The sequence below is a fragment of the Halomonas korlensis genome, from assembly GCF_900116705.1.
Taxonomy (GTDB): Bacteria; Pseudomonadota; Gammaproteobacteria; order Pseudomonadales; family Halomonadaceae; genus Halomonas; species Halomonas korlensis.
Genome location: NZ_FPBP01000001.1, coordinates 381,748 through 396,949, shown reverse-complemented (window position 1 = coordinate 396,949; position 15,202 = coordinate 381,748). Strand labels below are relative to the sequence as shown.

At 58.9% G+C, this 15,202-nt stretch carries 12 protein-coding genes; 11 read left to right on the top strand and 1 reads right to left on the bottom strand.

Going from position 1 to position 15,202, the window contains the following annotated elements:
* Positions 1 to 51: 51 nt before the first annotated feature.
* Genes BM341_RS01825 through BM341_RS01805 form a run of 5 tightly spaced genes read left to right on the top strand, consistent with a single transcriptional unit; the run spans position 52 to position 5,180 of the window.
* Entirely contained in the window at positions 52 to 1,197 is a 1,146-nt protein-coding gene (locus BM341_RS01825) for a glycosyltransferase (RefSeq protein ID WP_089792324.1), read from the top strand.
* Position 1,198: 1 nt separating this feature from the next.
* Positions 1,199 to 2,326, top strand: a complete 1,128-nt coding sequence (locus BM341_RS01820; protein ID WP_089792321.1) for a glycosyltransferase family 4 protein — start codon at positions 1,199 to 1,201, stop codon at positions 2,324 to 2,326.
* Positions 2,323 to 2,946 carry a sugar transferase gene (locus BM341_RS01815; RefSeq protein ID WP_089792319.1) on the top strand — a complete coding sequence of 208 codons (624 nt, stop codon included), beginning with the start codon at positions 2,323 to 2,325 and terminating at the stop codon, positions 2,944 to 2,946. Before BM341_RS01820 ends, BM341_RS01815 begins: the two co-directional genes overlap by 4 nt.
* Entirely contained in the window at positions 2,939 to 4,015 is a 1,077-nt protein-coding gene (locus BM341_RS19330; RefSeq protein WP_217646155.1) for an ATP-grasp domain-containing protein, read from the top strand. The genes BM341_RS01815 and BM341_RS19330 overlap by 8 nt, the downstream gene beginning before the upstream one ends.
* Positions 4,008 to 5,180, top strand: coding sequence for a DegT/DnrJ/EryC1/StrS family aminotransferase (locus BM341_RS01805; protein WP_089792317.1), 1,173 nt, complete (start codon positions 4,008 to 4,010; stop codon positions 5,178 to 5,180). The genes BM341_RS19330 and BM341_RS01805 overlap by 8 nt, the downstream gene beginning before the upstream one ends.
* Before the next feature lie 107 nt (positions 5,181 to 5,287).
* Here BM341_RS01805 and BM341_RS01800 read toward each other — a convergent pair whose 3' ends face one another.
* The gene (locus tag BM341_RS01800; protein ID WP_089792315.1) at positions 5,288 to 7,285 is read right to left on the bottom strand and encodes a polysaccharide biosynthesis protein; all 1,998 of its coding nucleotides are present in this window, start codon (positions 7,283 to 7,285) and stop codon (positions 5,288 to 5,290) included.
* A 978-nt stretch (positions 7,286 to 8,263) separates the two neighbouring features.
* Here BM341_RS01800 and BM341_RS01795 point away from each other — a divergent pair.
* The 6 genes from BM341_RS01795 to BM341_RS01770 all read left to right on the top strand — a co-directional run bounded on the left by BM341_RS01795 (position 8,264) and on the right by BM341_RS01770 (position 15,125).
* On the top strand, positions 8,264 to 8,704 hold the full coding sequence (locus BM341_RS01795; RefSeq protein ID WP_089792313.1) for a low molecular weight protein-tyrosine-phosphatase: 441 nt from the start codon (positions 8,264 to 8,266) through the stop codon (positions 8,702 to 8,704).
* A gap of 6 nt (positions 8,705 to 8,710) precedes the next feature.
* Positions 8,711 to 9,472 carry an ElyC/SanA/YdcF family protein gene (locus tag BM341_RS01790; protein WP_089792311.1) on the top strand — a complete coding sequence of 254 codons (762 nt, stop codon included), beginning with the start codon at positions 8,711 to 8,713 and terminating at the stop codon, positions 9,470 to 9,472.
* Positions 9,473 to 9,565: 93 nt separating this feature from the next.
* Positions 9,566 to 11,164: a phosphoglucomutase gene (locus BM341_RS01785; RefSeq protein ID WP_089792309.1), complete on the top strand. Its 1,599-nt coding sequence runs from the start codon at positions 9,566 to 9,568 to the stop codon at positions 11,162 to 11,164.
* A gap of 157 nt (positions 11,165 to 11,321) precedes the next feature.
* Complete coding sequence (locus BM341_RS01780; RefSeq protein ID WP_089792307.1) at positions 11,322 to 12,689, top strand: O-antigen ligase family protein; 1,368 nt, start codon at positions 11,322 to 11,324, stop codon at positions 12,687 to 12,689.
* The gene (locus tag BM341_RS01775; protein WP_089792305.1) at positions 12,686 to 13,693 is read left to right on the top strand and encodes an NAD-dependent epimerase; all 1,008 of its coding nucleotides are present in this window, start codon (positions 12,686 to 12,688) and stop codon (positions 13,691 to 13,693) included. The genes BM341_RS01780 and BM341_RS01775 overlap by 4 nt, the downstream gene beginning before the upstream one ends.
* 85 nt (positions 13,694 to 13,778) lie before the next feature.
* Positions 13,779 to 15,125: a UDP-glucose dehydrogenase family protein gene (locus BM341_RS01770; protein WP_089792303.1), complete on the top strand. Its 1,347-nt coding sequence runs from the start codon at positions 13,779 to 13,781 to the stop codon at positions 15,123 to 15,125.
* The last annotated feature ends 77 nt before the right edge of the window (positions 15,126 to 15,202 follow it).

The window sequence follows — 15,202 nt, the reverse complement described above, 5'->3', positions numbered from 1 at the left end:
GAAGTTTGCCTATTGTTGAGACTTTTCATTACAGGACACTCCGGTAACGCTATGCACATTCTTCATGTCATCACCAGCCTGTATCCCGGCGGCGCTCAGTCTGCTCTGTGCCGCCTCTGCACGAATGATACAGCGAATCAGCATACTATCATCGCCATGATCGGCGGTGGGGATTACGAGGAACGCCTCAGGCAGCAAGGCATCGCTGTCGAATCGCTGGGCTTTACCCGCAAGGACGGCTTGCTCTCGGGGATGGTGAGGTTGTGGAAACACCTCAGGCAGTATCGACCGGATCTGGTGCAGACGTGGATGTATCATCCCGATCTTATTGGAGGGATATGCGCGCGTCTAGCCGGGGTTCGACACGTTTGTTGGGGTATCCGCCACACTGCGTTGGAAACGGGCCAAAGCTCACGCTCCTCCATCATTACCGCCAGGCTCTGCGCGCGGCTCTCCGGCCTAATACCCAACCGAATCGTCTGCTGTGCTCATGAAGCGGCCAGGCTCCATGCGTCGCTTGGCTACCGTTCCGAGAAGATGGTGGTCATTCCCAACGGCTATGACCTGTCCGCTTTTCATCCTTTTGGAGAGCCTGATGGCAGGCGAGACGACGTGCTGTCGGGAGAAGATTTACGGTGGCCGGTTCTGGGAATGGTGGGGCGATACAACACGCAGAAGGACCATGAAAATCTACTCATGGCGTTGGCCGAAGTGAAGAGCCGCGGTCATGGTTTTAGCTGCCTACTGGTAGGAAGTGGCCTCGATGACCAAAACCTCTTTCTCGTAAAGCGGATCGCGGAGCTGGATCTGACCTCTCGGATTCGCCTGATGGGGATTCGCTCGGATATTCCGGTCATCATGAATTGTCTGGATCTTCATATTCTCTCGAGCTCATTTGGTGAAGCCTTCCCCAATGTGATCGCCGAAGCCATGGCTTGCGGCACACCATGTGTGGGCACGGATGTCGGTGATACGGCGATGATCATCGGTGAGACTGGCTGGGTGGTGCCTCCCAAGGAGCCTTGCAAGCTCGCCGATGCCATTCAGGCGGCACTGGTCGAACGTATGGATTTTCCCGATCGCTGGGCAGGGCGTCAGGCATCGTCCGTTGCACGAATAAAGGACAATTTCACCATCGACAAGATGGTGACTTCTTTCGATAGTGTCTGGGCGAGTTGCCTCGACTCCAAGGATTGACATGAAATTTCTTATCATTGCCGGCGCACCGCGCTCGCTGGTCAGTTTTCGAGGTCATCTCATATCCGATCTTGTCAGCCAGGGTTTGACGATCCATGCCGCGGGTCCTGATCTGCCGATGGATAGCGAAATTCGAGTGCAACTCGAGCAAAAGGGTGCCCATGTGCACGATATCTTTCTCAAGCGCACCGGCATGAGCCCCCTGGATGATCTACGCACATTATTGGGGTTATTTCGGCTCATGCGGGTCATCAAACCCGACTACGTGCTCGGCTACACCATCAAGCCAGTGATCTTCGGTACCCTGGCCGCTGCCATGGCCGGTTGTCGCCAGCGTTTCGCCTTGATCACCGGGCTTGGCTATTCCTTCTCGGGCCACAGCGATAGCCACAAGCAACGCTTGATAAGTCGCATCGCCACCAACCTCTATCGGCAGTCGCTGCGTTTCACCCATAAGGTGTTCTTTCAGAACCCCGACGATCAGGCCTTGTTTCGTGAACTGGGCGTGCTGAATGGTGTAACACCTTCGGTGGTGGTTAACGGCTCGGGAGTGGACATCGAGCATTACGCCCCGCGTCCTTACCCAGCCAAGGTTGCCTTTCTGCTGATCGCCCGGCTGCTGATCGACAAGGGGGTTCGCGAGTACGCTGAAGCCGCCTATCGCCTCAAGGTGGAATTTCCCGAGGCCAGCTTCATTCTGGTCGGCGACCTCGACAGCAATCCCAATTCGATCACGCCCCAGGAACTCACCAAGTGGGTCGATGACGGCGTCATTACTTACCTTGGCAAGCAAGATGACGTCCGAGATGCACTGGGGGCTTCCAGCGTGTTTGTGCTGCCCACTTTCTATCGAGAGGGAGTACCCAGAACCATCCTGGAAGCATTGGCGATGGGGCGTGCCGTGATCACCACCGATACCCCGGGCTGCCGCGAAACTGTCATCGAGGGGGAAAATGGCTATCTGGTCCAGCCGCGCAATGCCGATGAATTGACCAATGCCATGCGAGCCTTCCTCGTATCGCCGCAACTTGTCAGCACCATGGGCCGTCGCTCGCGCGAACAGGCCCTTCGCAAATATGACGTACGCAAGGTCAATGCCGTCATGCTCAAGGAAATGGGGATTTCATGATCAAGCGCCTTTTTGATGTGAGCGTAGCTGCCCTGTTATTGATCGTTTTGTCGCCGGTCATGCTCATCGTCGCCATCCTGGTTCGCTGGAAACTCGGTTCCCCCGTGCTCTTCAGACAGGTGCGTCCTGGCCTTGATGGCCAGCCCTTCCGACTGGTCAAGTTCAGGTCCATGCGCGACATCCGGGATGCCAACGGCGAGCTGTTGCCGTCGGCGCAGCGACTTACCCGCTTTGGCAGCATGCTGCGTTCCTCCAGCCTGGATGAGCTACCCGAGTTATGGAACGTCCTCCTGGGCGATATGAGCCTGGTGGGGCCGCGTCCTCTGCTGATGGATTACTTGCCACTCTACACTCCCGAACAGTTTCGTCGTCACGAGGTTCGTCCCGGCGTTACCGGCTGGGCCCAGGTGAACGGACGCAATGCCATTAGCTGGGAGGAAAAGTTCCTTTTCGACGTCTGGTACGTCGATCACCAGTCTCTTCGGTTGGATATCTGGATCCTGTTACTGACGGTCAAGAAGGTGTTCAGCCGCGAGGGTATCTCCCACGCCAATGAGGTAGGCATGCCCCGATTTCAGGGAGCGAAATCAACCAACAATAGGATCAACGAAAATGGGTGACAGGATCAACGTGCTTGTGACAGGGGTGGGCGGGCCCACCCCTCGTAGCTTCGTCAGATCGATCCTCGACTCGGGATGTGAACGCTATCGCTTCGTGGGAGTCGATTCGAACCCCTTGGCCATTGGTCTTTATGACCGAGACAGCTACATCGAGACCCATGTAGTGCCGGAGTCTTCCAGTGAAGATTACTGGCCGGCTATCGGGCGTCTCGTCGACAAGCATGAGATTGCGTTCGCCGTGGTCATGCCCGAAACCGAGGTGCTGGTCTGGGCCAAGGCCAAGGATGCACAGGCGCTGCCCTGCAAGGCGTTCGTGCCTGACTATCAGACGAGCCGCGTGCTGATCGACAAGAAAGCGATGCATGACGCGCTGTACAACAAGCATTACATACCCGCGCATGCCAACTTCTCCAACGGAGCAGATATTGGCGAGCTGTCGTTACCTTATCCCTTCTGGGTGCGCTCCACTGTCGGCTCGAGTGGTCTTGGTTCCCTGAAGGTAGGCAGCCGAGGAGAGCTCGATGAATGGATGCGCATCAATCCTACCGTCGGGGAGTTTATTGCCTCCGAGTTCCTGCCTGGGCGGAATCTGGCTTGCAAGCTGCTCTATTTCGATGGACGGCTTCTGCGCTCGGCGTGTGCCGAGCGGCTGGAATACATCATGGCCAAGGTGTCGCCGTCCGGTATCACCGGCAATACCTCCTTCGGGCGCCTGATCAACGACCGCCATCTGGTCGATATTGCGGATGACGCCATCAGGGAGGTGTTTCACCAACATGGGGTTAAACCGCATGGGGTGTTTACGGCGGACCTCAAGGAAGCGGCAAATGGCCAGCCAATGATCACCGAAATCAACGTGAGGTTCGTCGCCTTCATGTCGGTCCTGGCCAAGGCGGGCGCCAACTTGCCGCTTGATTACCTGGAAGCCAGCCTGAACCCCGAAGCGTTCTCTACCGCCTATCGGCACTACACCTTCGAGGACGACATGATCTTTCTGCGCGACGTCGACGAGAAACCGGTTGTCATGAAAGAAAGTGAGCTGTTGAAACGGGAGGCGCATGATGATTGACGGACCCTTTTCTTCCTGGCCTTCCTTCACCGAGGAGGAGGCCGAGGCGGTACAGCAAGTGCTGCTCTCCAATCGGGTCAATTACTGGACCGGTGAGGAAGGGCGGGAATTCGAACGCGAGTTCGCCCGTGCCACGGACAGCGAGTACGCCATTGCGGTGGCCAATGGCACCGTTGCCCTCGAGCTGGCGCTGCGCGGGCTGGGTATTGGTGCGGGTGACGAGGTAATCGTGACCTCACGGACCTTCCTGGCCTCGGCCTCGAGCATTGTAGCCGTCGGCGCCGTGCCGGTCTTTGCCGATGTGGAGTGCGATTCCCAGACGCTTTCATTGACCACCGTGGTGGGCCACATCACCCCTCGTACTCGGGCGATCATCGCCGTGCATCTGGCGGGCTGGCCCTGTGAGATGGATGCGCTGATAAACCTGTCGGGCAATGGCATTGAAGTGATCGAAGACTGTGCCCAGGCCCACGGTGCACGCTACCGAGGACGCAGCGTGGGGTCGATCGGCAAGGTGGGCTGCTGGTCGTTCTGCCAGGACAAGATCATGTCCACCGGCGGTGAGGGGGGCATGGTGACTACCAACGACCCCGAACTCTGGCAACGCATGTGGGCCTACAAGGATCATGGCAAGAGTTGGAGCGCCGTCTACGAGCAGCAGCATCCTCCCGGTTTTCGCTGGTTGCATGAAAGCTTTGGTACCAACTGGCGGCTTACCGAGATGCAGGCCGCCATCGGCCGGGTGCAGTTGCGCCGTCTCCCGGCGTGGTCCGCCCAACGCCGTGCCAACGCCGAGCGCATCTGGGCGACCGCACGCGAATGTGCCGGACTGAGGGTGCCGCGGCCGCCGGAACATATCGAACACGCCGCCTACAAGTGTTATGTCTTCGTTCAACCACACGAACTCAGCGATGGTTGGGACCGGGATCGCATCATTGATGAAGTCGTGGCGCGCGGGGTTCCCTGCTTCAGCGGCTCTTGTTCCGAGATCTATCGTGAAAAGGCCTTCGAGGATACCGGCTGGCGCCCCGAGGAGAGGCTACCGGTAGCCCGCGAACTCGGTGAGACCAGCCTGATGTTGCTTTGTCATCCCACGCTGAAGGCGGAAGAGATCGAGGCCACCTGTCGAGCACTCAAAGAAGTGATGGCTATAGCGACGGACTAAGCTTGCCTGTCTCACAACATCGGCTGGTGATACTGGAATATCTGAAATGAAACAGGGACATGGCGGCTACGGCCGCCATGTCCCTGTTGGCATTAGGTAGCCCCGCGTTATCTACCGAAAGACGACGATCTCAGTGCCGGAGACATGGCCTCTCCCGAACTGCGCACGCGGTCGGCAGGAATCGCCACGGGCTGCGCCGGCCAGGAAGGTGAGGGCGAGCGGCCGAGCCACTCGAGGTCGGCGATGTCGTCGCGCGGCGCATAACCGGTGGGGGCTGAGATCAACAACTCGCGGATCCTGTCGTGGCGGCGTGTCTGGATGGCTTGGTAAAGCTCCTGTAAGTAAGACTCAAGCCGCTCCCACGACCAGTAGTCCTCCTTGGCAGCCATGATCCGTGGATGGGCCGTGTCGGATACATTTTCCCCGATCAATAGCTCTTCATAGAGCTTCTCGCCAGGACGCAGCCCCGTGTAGCTGATCTCGATATCGCCATCAGGATTCGCCTCGCTGCGTACCTCCAGACCCGACAGGCGAATCATTTCGGTGGCTAGGTCAGCGATCTTCACCGGTTCCCCCATGTCGAGGACCAGGACATCGCCACCGGTACCCATGGCGCCGGCCTGGATCACCAACTGTGAGGCCTCGGGAATGGTCATGAAATAACGGGTCACCTGCGGATGCGTCACCGTGATCGGACCACCGCGGGCGATCTGCTCATGGAACAACGGCACCACCGAGCCGGAAGAGCCCAGCACATTGCCGAAACGCACCATGGTAAAACGTGTCTTCGTCTGTTGGTCGGCGAGTGCCTGACAGACCAGTTCGGCGAGCCGCTTGGTGGTACCCATTACATTGGTCGGGCGTACGGCCTTGTCGGTTGATACCTGCACGAACGTCGCCACTCCGCAGTCAATAGCCGCTTCGGCCATGGCCAAGGTGCCGTAGACGTTGTTGAGGATGCCCTGGATGCTGTTGTTCTCCAGCATGGGTACATGCTTGTAAGCGGCGGCGTGGTAAATCGTTTCCACGCCGAAGATTCGCAATACGCTGTCGAGGCGCTGACGATCCTGGATTGAACCGAGCAATGCCTTCACAGAAACGTTCAGCTTCTTGTCGCTCACACGCTGTTGCAGCTCACGCTCGATGGTATACAGCGAGTACTCACAGAACTCGAACAGCAAAAGCTGACGCGGTCCCTGTTCCAGTACCTGGCGGCACAGCTCCGACCCGATGGAGCCCCCGGCTCCGGTCACCATCACCACCTTGCCACGGATATTGGCATCCAGCAGCGTCTGGTTGGGAGGTACCGGATCTCGACCCAACAGGTCCTCAACGGTCACGTCGCGAATCTCGTTGAGCCGTGCACGGCCGGCAATGACGTCCTCCATGCTGGGCAGGGTCTGAACGGGCACCGGGAGCGGCTCCAGCACGCGCAGGATCTCCTGGCGGCGGCTACGCGGCGCGCTGGGGATGGCCAGCAGGATGCGCTTGGCCCCGTAGTCCTTCAACAGACGAGGTAGCACATCGGGGCTGTAGACCTTCAATCCTTCCACGTAGGTCGTCTGCATACCGCGCCAGTCGTCGATGAAAGCTACTGGCGAGTATTCTGAGCCCTGACGCAGCGTGTGCACCAGCTGGGCGCCGGCGGCACCCGCCCCATAGATGATCACCCGGGTCTTGTCGCGTCGCTGATTGCGCAGGTGCAGTGAACGAAGGATGAAACGTATGCCGCCCACGGTCAGCATGGCCAACATAGCGTAGATAAGGCCCGACGAACGGGGCAGCGCGTCCGAGAATAGCGAGGCCATCAACAGCAGGGCGCTGGAAGACGCAATGCCGACCACCAGAGACTGCAGTGCCTTGGCGCTCATGTAGCGGATCACGCTGCGGTAGAAACCCAGCCGCGTAAACAGCAACAGGCTCACCAGCAGCACACCCGACCATAACAGCCAGATTTCGCGTGACATCAAGGGTGCCCAGCTTTCCAGTCGCAGCCAGAGGGCCAGGAAGAAGCTCGCCGTTAGCAGCACACTATCAATCGACAGCTGGATAAGACGTTTCTGCCGACGTGGCAAACGAAACAGCCGATTAAGCATCGCCACCATGGATCAGATCCTTTGCCGATTTGTTAAATAATGTTACCAAGAATATGAAACCTTAGCTGACTTCCCAAGTTGGTTTTACTAAGCAGAAGGGCGCCAGAAACTTGATATAACGAGCAAAATGCAGCGCTGACGGTAAATAAGTAAATTGCAATTTATAACAAAAAATAGCTAGTTAACTTTCCATCCTTGAAATGAGAAAGTCTGAGGTTAAAGGTCGGCTTGGCGAGAAAGCATGAACAATGAAAGCGCCGATAAAAGGACTGACGGTGACGAGGCAGCGCTTTCGGCGCGGCAGCATGCTGGCGGGGGTAGCGGGGGATATCATTGAGTGGCAATGGCTTTTACTTTCAAGAGAGGCAGGATTGAATTGCCCTTAAGAAATTTCCTGGTCAGATATGTCTAGAGAATCTGGTATTATTAATCAGGTTTATTCTGAGGCTAAACCTTAAGCGAGTATGAGGGACTTGGTTTGCATTAGTTGATTGCTCCTCCCGCCAAGCTGTCATCGCTGCCTAAACGTCGCTGGCTTCGGGATGGCGCTGCGACACTTTGTTGCATATAGCGGAGCCAAAATACCCCGCAGGTGCTCCTTTGCCCTGTTTCTTTCGCTATCATGGTGACCGCTCATTCGCGGCCCCGGGGGTACCTGGCGCCGAATCGTGAGCCGACCTCTCGGACCGAGGCGTCTCACGTGGCGGCCGGAATCAACGAGACAAGTGTCGAGGCCTCAGGTATCTTCGGGAATGGCGGGGCGCAAGAAGGCGGCACGATACTGATGAGCGTCCAGGAGTTCGACATTCGTCACAGCGAGGCTGTTACCATCGCCAACTGCACACCGATGGAATCGGGGTGTGGCTTATCTGTCTCCGCCATGGCCATCCGCTGGAACCGTATAATCTGTCTACCGGCATTGACCAGCCCTTCGGGCAGGTAGCTTTAGATTTTTATAACATATTGAATATCAACGAATAGGACACCATGTTCGAGCGCATTCTGGTGCTATGCACCGGTAACATCTGCCGCAGCCCGGTTGCCGGCGCCATGCTGGCCGCCCAGCTACCCCATAAGCATGTCGAGACCGCTGGTCTCAACGCCCTGGAAGGCCGAGGCGTGGAGGCCAGAGCACGTGCCTTGGCTGAAGGCGCGGGGCTTGACGTCAGCGCTCACGAGGCGCGCCAGGTCACCAGCGAGATTCTGCAGGGCGCCGATTTGGTGCTGGTGATGTCCGATGGTCAGCGCTTGGCGGTCGGCCAGCTGGACCCTGCCGCCCTGGGTAAGACCATGCTCCTGGGTCGTTGGCTCGACGGCGGCCAAGGGCGTGAGATACCTGATCCCTATCGCAAGAGTCAGGAGGCTTTTCAGCAGGTGCACAAGCTACTGACCGAGGCGACAGACAGTTGGATAGGGAAGCTTGGCTAAGCCTTTATGTATGACTTGTTGAAGATACTGGTGGCTCAACTGTTGATGCCGCTTCCCGTCCTGCTGAGTCTGCTGTTGCTGGGTCTGCTGCTGGTCAAGGCAGGACGCCGCCGCCTTGGCCTTGCCATGTCCGTAGCGGCGCTGTTGTTGCTGTTGCTGTTGAGCTGGGCGCCGATAGCAGACCGCCTGATTTCGCCCCTCGAAACGCAGTACGAGGCCTTGCACGACCTGCCGGTAGAAGCCGACCTTGCAGCGATAGTGGTGCTGGGAGGCGGTTGGCACGACGCAGCCCCCTGGCCAATCACTGCCAAGCTGAACCAGAGTTCCGCCATTCGCCTGATGGAAGGGGTGCGGCTGTGGCGCCAGCGTTCCGCGTTGCCGCTGGTCGTGACGGGCGCCAGTCGCGATCCCGAACGAGAACCCGTCGCTCGAGGCTATGCCGAGGCTGCACGACAGCTTGGCGTACCGTCAGCTCGCTTGCAGGTACTGGATACCCCGACGGACACCGGCCTGGAGGCGCGGGCGGTACGCGAGTCGCTGGGTGAGGGAGCCCGGGTGGTTCTGGTCACCTCGGCCTCGCACATGAGCCGAGCGATCCAGCACTTCCGGCGCGCCGGGCTGAAGCCACTGGCGGCACCCACGCACTACCTGGCAGGGCGTGCGCTGACCAACAGCTTAGGCTACTGGGTGCCCTCGGCGACTCAGTTGCACAAGAGCGAGCGCGCCATCTACGAGCGCCTGGGACAACTGGCCGTATATCTCGAATGAGGCACTTTGTGAGTGCACGGCCGACCTTTATCAGGGCTGGGTACAATGACCCCGCCAAGGCGGCTGATTTATCCAAGCAGGGAGGCAATATCGATGCAGGCAGTCATTCAGGCATTTTATGATATCCAGCCCGACCCGGCGACGCCGGATCAGGCGGTCAGCTTCGGCACCTCCGGTCATCGCGGCCGCGCTGATGTGGGATCCTTCAATCGGTCGCACATACTGGCCATCACCCAGGCGGTAGTCGATTATCGTCGCGAGGCTGGCATTCAGGGGCCGATTTTCCTCGGGCGCGATAGCCATGCGCTCTCCCGGCCCGCCTGGGAATGCAGCCTTCAGGTATTAGCCGCCAATGGGCTGGAGGTGCGCGTCGAACGCGATGGTGCACTTACCGCCACGCCGCTGGTCAGCCGTGCCATCCTGAAGCACAACGCCCAGGGCGGGGCGGTGCAGGCCGACGGCTTGATCATCACACCTTCGCACAACCCCCCAGAGGATGGCGGTATCAAGTACAACCCGCCCCATGGCGGCCCGGCCGAGGGTGAGATCACTGGCTGGGTCGAACGCCGCGCTAACCGTTACCTCGCCGAAGGGGTGACGGCAATTGCCACCGTGCCACTCGAGGAAGCGGTGGCGAATGCTCAGCGTCACGACTTCGTGGGCGAGTACGTGGCGGCCTTGGGCGAGGTGGTTGACATGCCGGCCATCGCCGCCTCGAACCTCAGGCTGGCGGCCGATCCCATGGGAGGCACGGCCTTGCCAGTGTGGCAGGCCATCGCGGAGCGCTACGCCTTGTATCTTGAGGTGGTCAATCCCGCCATTGACGACAGCTTCGCCTTCATGCCGCCGGATCACGACGGCAAGATACGCATGGATTGTTCCAGCCCGGCGGCGATGGCCAACCTCTTGGCAATGAAAGATGACTTCGATCTGGCCTTCGGCAATGATCCCGACGCCGACCGTCACGGTATTGTCGATGCTGCCGGCCTGATGAACCCCAACCACTATCTGGCGGTCGCCATCGACTACCTCATCACCCATCGTCCAGGCTGGTCGGAAGCGCTGAAGGTCGGCAAGACGCTGGTGTCTTCCTCGATGATCGACCGGGTGGTGGCGGATCGGGGGCGCGAGCTGTTCGAGGTACCGGTGGGTTTCAAGTGGTTCGTGGAGGGCCTTCATCAGGGCTGGCTGGCCTTCGGCGGTGAGGAAAGCGCCGGGGCGAGCTTTCTCACCTTTGATAGTCATCCCTGGTCCACGGACAAGGACGGTATCCTGCTCTGCCTGCTGGCAGCCGAGGTCCTGGCGGTCACCGGCAAACGCCCCAGCGAATACTATCGGGAACTCACGGCACAGCATGGCGAGCCTCATTATCGCCGTGTGGACACCCCTTGCAGCCGCGAGCAGCAGGCCTTCAAGGCGCTGAACGCCGAAAGTTTGGCTGTCGAGGAACTGGCCGGCGACCCCGTCGTGGGGGTAATGGTTACTGCTCCGGGAAACCAGGCACCGATCGGCGGAGTGAAGGTGACAACGGCCAATGGCTGGTTCGCCGCCCGCCCCAGTGGAACCGAATTGCTCTATAAGGTCTATGCCGAGAGCTTTCGAGGACCGGAGCATCTTCAGACGTTGATCGAGGAAGCTCAGGCGTTATTGACCGAACGGTTGCAGGCCGCAGGCAGCGGCTCTTTGACGTAAAGAAATGTAACAATTATTATCCCGCAACACGGCATGACAGTTGGATGGTGCTGGAGCGATATCGGGCACAGCCTGGTCATACCTTCATCAAGAGAACATCGTCTCGGTCTAGGAAATGTCAGGATACGCCGACTGGCGGAGCTCAGGAGCATGATGAATGTCGCAGTCGGCAATCCGGCAACAGATGGTCGCACTGGGCGATGACCCTTGGCGGGCGGGCAACACGCTGTTGCTATGGGCCTTCGTATCGTTGCTGATCCTGGTGCCGTGGGGATATGCGGCTGTCCCGCTGGCGGGTGGACTGCTGGCGCTTTCCTGGTTGCTGGCACACGATCCAGCGCGCAATCTCGTACGCGATACGGCTCGGCACGGCCCGGCCCTGTTGGATGGCGAAGATCTCCTCTGGCTACTGGCGTTGGCTGCGTTTGCTTTTACATGGTGCTGGGATGTGTTGCGCACCGGCATCTGGCCAGTCGCAGAACATGGGCGAGGCTGGCTATTACCGCTGTGGCCGCTGCTGGCCGCGGTGCTATTGGTGTGGTTGCGCCGCCATCCCCCTTTGCGCATCGGCTGGTGGCTGGGTCTGGTGGTGGGAGGGTTGGGAGCTGGTGCCATCGCTGTGCATGAGCGATTCGTGTTGGGTGCCTACCGCGCCGATAACGACATGAACGCCATTCCCTTCGGCAATATCTCCTTGCTGTTGGGTGTGCTCGCCCTGGTGGCGATGCTGGGGCGCTTATCCCGCCCACGGCGCCCTTCTGCTTGGCTGACCGCCGCGCTTGGATTGGCATCGGTGGCTGGCTTTGCCGCTTCCTTCCTTTCCGGTACTCGCGGTGGCTGGGTGGCAGTGCCCTTGTTGTTCTGGATGGGATTCCGGGCGTTTCGCCGGGTCTTTCCACCACGTCAGATGTTGATGGTCGCGGCGGGGTTCTGGCTGCTGGTGGTCGGGCTGGTGGCAATGACCGCCATCACCGATTACGGGGTTTCCGAGCGCATCGAGAGAGCGTTCAATGATGTCCGTGGCTATGTCGAGGAGGGCGATAGCGGCAGCTCAGTCGGGCTGCGACTGGATATGTGGCATGCCGGTGGAAAGCTGTTCCTGGAACAGCCGCTGTTGGGCTGGGGCGAGGGGCGGCTGCAGGCGGCTCGGGATGTCATGATCGACGAGGGCGTAGTGCATCCCGACGTGAGTCTCTATGACCAGCTACACAGCGACATCATCGATACTGCGGCAAGACGAGGGCTGTTGGGGTTGATGACCCTGGCCGCGTTGTATGGAATTCCGTTCTGGCTGTTCGCTCGTCACCTGCATCGAAGTCACGATGCACAGACGAGAACTCTCGCGCTTTCAGGATTGATGGTTATCGTCGCTTTCGTGGATTTTGGTCTGACACAATCCATGCTCCGCGATGTGAGAGGATTGAGCGGCTATCTAGGTTTAATCGTGGCATGCTGGGCGCTGCTCAAGACACATTTGGTTACATTCAGGTTGCCAGATGACACCAAGGAACGAGGGCAACAATGAAATTCTTGATCACCGGCATGGCCGGTTTCATCGGACATGCCGTGGCCAAACGCCTCTCGGGGGAAGGGCACGAGATACTGGGTATCGATAATCTCAACGATTATTATGAGGTTTCGCTCAAGCAGGCACGCCTCAAGGATCTCGCAGATTGTAACGATGTGCGCTTCGTGAAACTGGACCTGGCCGATCAGGAAGGAATGGCGAGGCTGTTCGCGGAACACCGCTTTGATCGAGTCATTCACCTGGCCGCCCAGGCGGGGGTGCGCTATTCGCTCGAGAATCCGCATGTCTATGCGACCAGCAACCTGATGGGCTTCATGAACGTGCTTGAGGGCTGCCGTCGACACGACGTCAAGCATCTGGTTTATGCCTCGTCCAGCTCAATCTATGGGATGAACGACCGCATGCCTTTCGCTACCAGCGATAGCGTAGACCACCCCGTCAGTCTCTATGCGGCCACCAAGAAGGCCAACGAGCTGATGGCGCATACTTATTCTCATCTCTATGACCTGCCTACCACGGGGCTGCGCTTCTTCACGGTCTATGGGCCATGGGGGCGGCCCGACATGGCCATGTTCAAGTTCACCCGGGCAATCATCGAAGGTACGCCGATCCAGGTATACAACCATGGCGATATGTCGCGCGATTTCACTTATATCGACGACATCGTCGAGGGCGTGGTGCGTATCCAGGCGGTGACGCCTGCCTCGAATCCACAGTGGAAACCTTCCCAGGGATCACCGGATAGCAGTAGTGCGCCGTATGCGCTCTATAACATCGGCCATGGTAGCCCGGTGGGGCTCATGGACTTCATTCGCGCCGTGGAGACCGCTATCGGCAAGAAAGCGGTCTGCGATTATCAGCCCATGCAGCCCGGCGATGTGCCACGTACCTGGGCGGATACTGAAGCGTTGTTCGCTGCCACTGGCTATCGACCGAAGGTGAAGGTGGAAGAGGGCGCCCAGCGCTTTGTGGGGTGGTACCGCGAATATTATGGCGTATGAGAGGTCGAGGTCTGCGGCGAGGGTCGAGGCCAATACCTACAACGTAAATATTGATGTTTGAACTGGCTATATCGGGAGACAGGTAATGAAGATCACAATTTTCGGAACGGGGTATGTCGGGTTGGTGACCGGTACCTGCCTGGCCGATGTGGGCCACGACGTGTTGTGCATGGATGTGGATGCCGACAAGATCGCTAGGTTGCGTGATGGCGAGATTCCCATCTATGAGCCGGGAATCGAAAGCATGGTGAAGAGCAATGTCGCCAATGGACGCCTTCAATTCACCACCGACCCGGCCGAGGCAGTGGCTTTCGGTACCCTGCAGTTCATCGCGGTGGGTACGCCACCGGACGAGGACGGCAGCGCCGACCTCCAGTATGTGCTGGCGGTGGCCGACACCATCGGTCGGCATATGAACGAATACAAGGTGGTTGTCGACAAATCGACGGTACCGGTCGGCACCGCCGACCGGGTTCATGCCGCGGTGGCCAATGCCCTCGAGGCACGTGGTGAAACGATCGACTTCGATGTCTGCTCCAATCCGGAGTTTCTCAAGGAAGGCGCGGCCATCGAGGATTTTACCTACGGGGCTCGCATCGTGGTGGGCACCGATTCGGAGCGGGTGAAGGAGTTGATGCGTGAGTGCTACTCACCCTACAACCGCCTCCATGAAAAGCTCATGTACATGGATGTGCGATCCGCTGAGCTGACCAAGTATGCGGCTAACGCCATGTTGGCCACCAAGATCAGCTTCATGAACGAGATCGCCAACCTGGCCGAGCGGCTGGGGGCGGACGTGGAACAGGTGCGTCACGGTATCGGCAGTGATCCGCGCATCGGTTACCAGTTTATCTATCCCGGATGCGGCTACGGTGGTTCCTGTTTCCCCAAGGATGTGCAGGCGCTGGCGCGCTCCGCCGCCGACGTGGACTATCAGGCTGAACTTCTCAACGCTGTTGAGAGCGTCAACCGCCGACAAAAGAAGAACCTCTTCACCAAGCTCTCCCAGGTTTTCGATGGGGATCTGACAGGCAAGACCATCGCCCTATGGGGTCTGTCCTTCAAACCCAACACCGACGACATGCGGGACGCCCCCAGCCGCACGCTGATGGAGGCGGTCTGGAACGCCGGGGGCCGGGTGCAGGCCTTCGACCCTCAGGCAATGAAGGAATGTCGCCGGATCTATGGCGAGCGTGATGATCTGACTCTCGTGGCCGACCGTATCCAGGCGGTGAAAGGGGCCGACGCACTGGTAATCTGCACAGAATGGAAAGATTTTCGTACGGTCGATTTCGAGTGGCTCAAGTCTAACCTGGCCACCCCGGTGATCGTTGATGGTCGCAACCTTTACGATCCGCAGACAGTGAAGCGTGCCGGTCTGCTCTACTACGCTATGGGCCGTGGGGACTCGTTGAAGACTCCCCAGCTCTGAATTATCCGCGTTAAGCCACCGTGGGAAGGGGCAGGCTCCTAGTTGTACGGTCAGCAGGCCGACTCGGTTTGCGATAG

What these genes read in the sequence shown, in the direction of transcription:
- BM341_RS01825 (WP_089792324.1), top strand. Translation starts at nt 52, where the DNA reads ATGCACATTCTTCATGTCATCACCAGCCTGTATCCCGGCGGCGCTCAG.
- BM341_RS01820 (WP_089792321.1), top strand. Translation starts at nt 1,199, where the DNA reads ATGAAATTTCTTATCATTGCCGGCGCACCGCGCTCGCTGGTCAGTTTT.
- BM341_RS01815 (WP_089792319.1), top strand. Translation starts at nt 2,323, where the DNA reads ATGATCAAGCGCCTTTTTGATGTGAGCGTAGCTGCCCTGTTATTGATC.
- BM341_RS19330 (WP_217646155.1), top strand. Translation starts at nt 2,939, where the DNA reads ATGGGTGACAGGATCAACGTGCTTGTGACAGGGGTGGGCGGGCCCACC.
- BM341_RS01805 (WP_089792317.1), top strand. Translation starts at nt 4,008, where the DNA reads ATGATTGACGGACCCTTTTCTTCCTGGCCTTCCTTCACCGAGGAGGAG.
- BM341_RS01800 (WP_089792315.1), bottom strand. Translation starts at nt 7,285, where the DNA reads ATGGTGGCGATGCTTAATCGGCTGTTTCGTTTGCCACGTCGGCAGAAA.
- BM341_RS01795 (WP_089792313.1), top strand. Translation starts at nt 8,264, where the DNA reads ATGTTCGAGCGCATTCTGGTGCTATGCACCGGTAACATCTGCCGCAGC.
- BM341_RS01790 (WP_089792311.1), top strand. Translation starts at nt 8,711, where the DNA reads ATGTATGACTTGTTGAAGATACTGGTGGCTCAACTGTTGATGCCGCTT.
- BM341_RS01785 (WP_089792309.1), top strand. Translation starts at nt 9,566, where the DNA reads ATGCAGGCAGTCATTCAGGCATTTTATGATATCCAGCCCGACCCGGCG.
- BM341_RS01780 (WP_089792307.1), top strand. Translation starts at nt 11,322, where the DNA reads ATGTCGCAGTCGGCAATCCGGCAACAGATGGTCGCACTGGGCGATGAC.
- BM341_RS01775 (WP_089792305.1), top strand. Translation starts at nt 12,686, where the DNA reads ATGAAATTCTTGATCACCGGCATGGCCGGTTTCATCGGACATGCCGTG.
- BM341_RS01770 (WP_089792303.1), top strand. Translation starts at nt 13,779, where the DNA reads ATGAAGATCACAATTTTCGGAACGGGGTATGTCGGGTTGGTGACCGGT.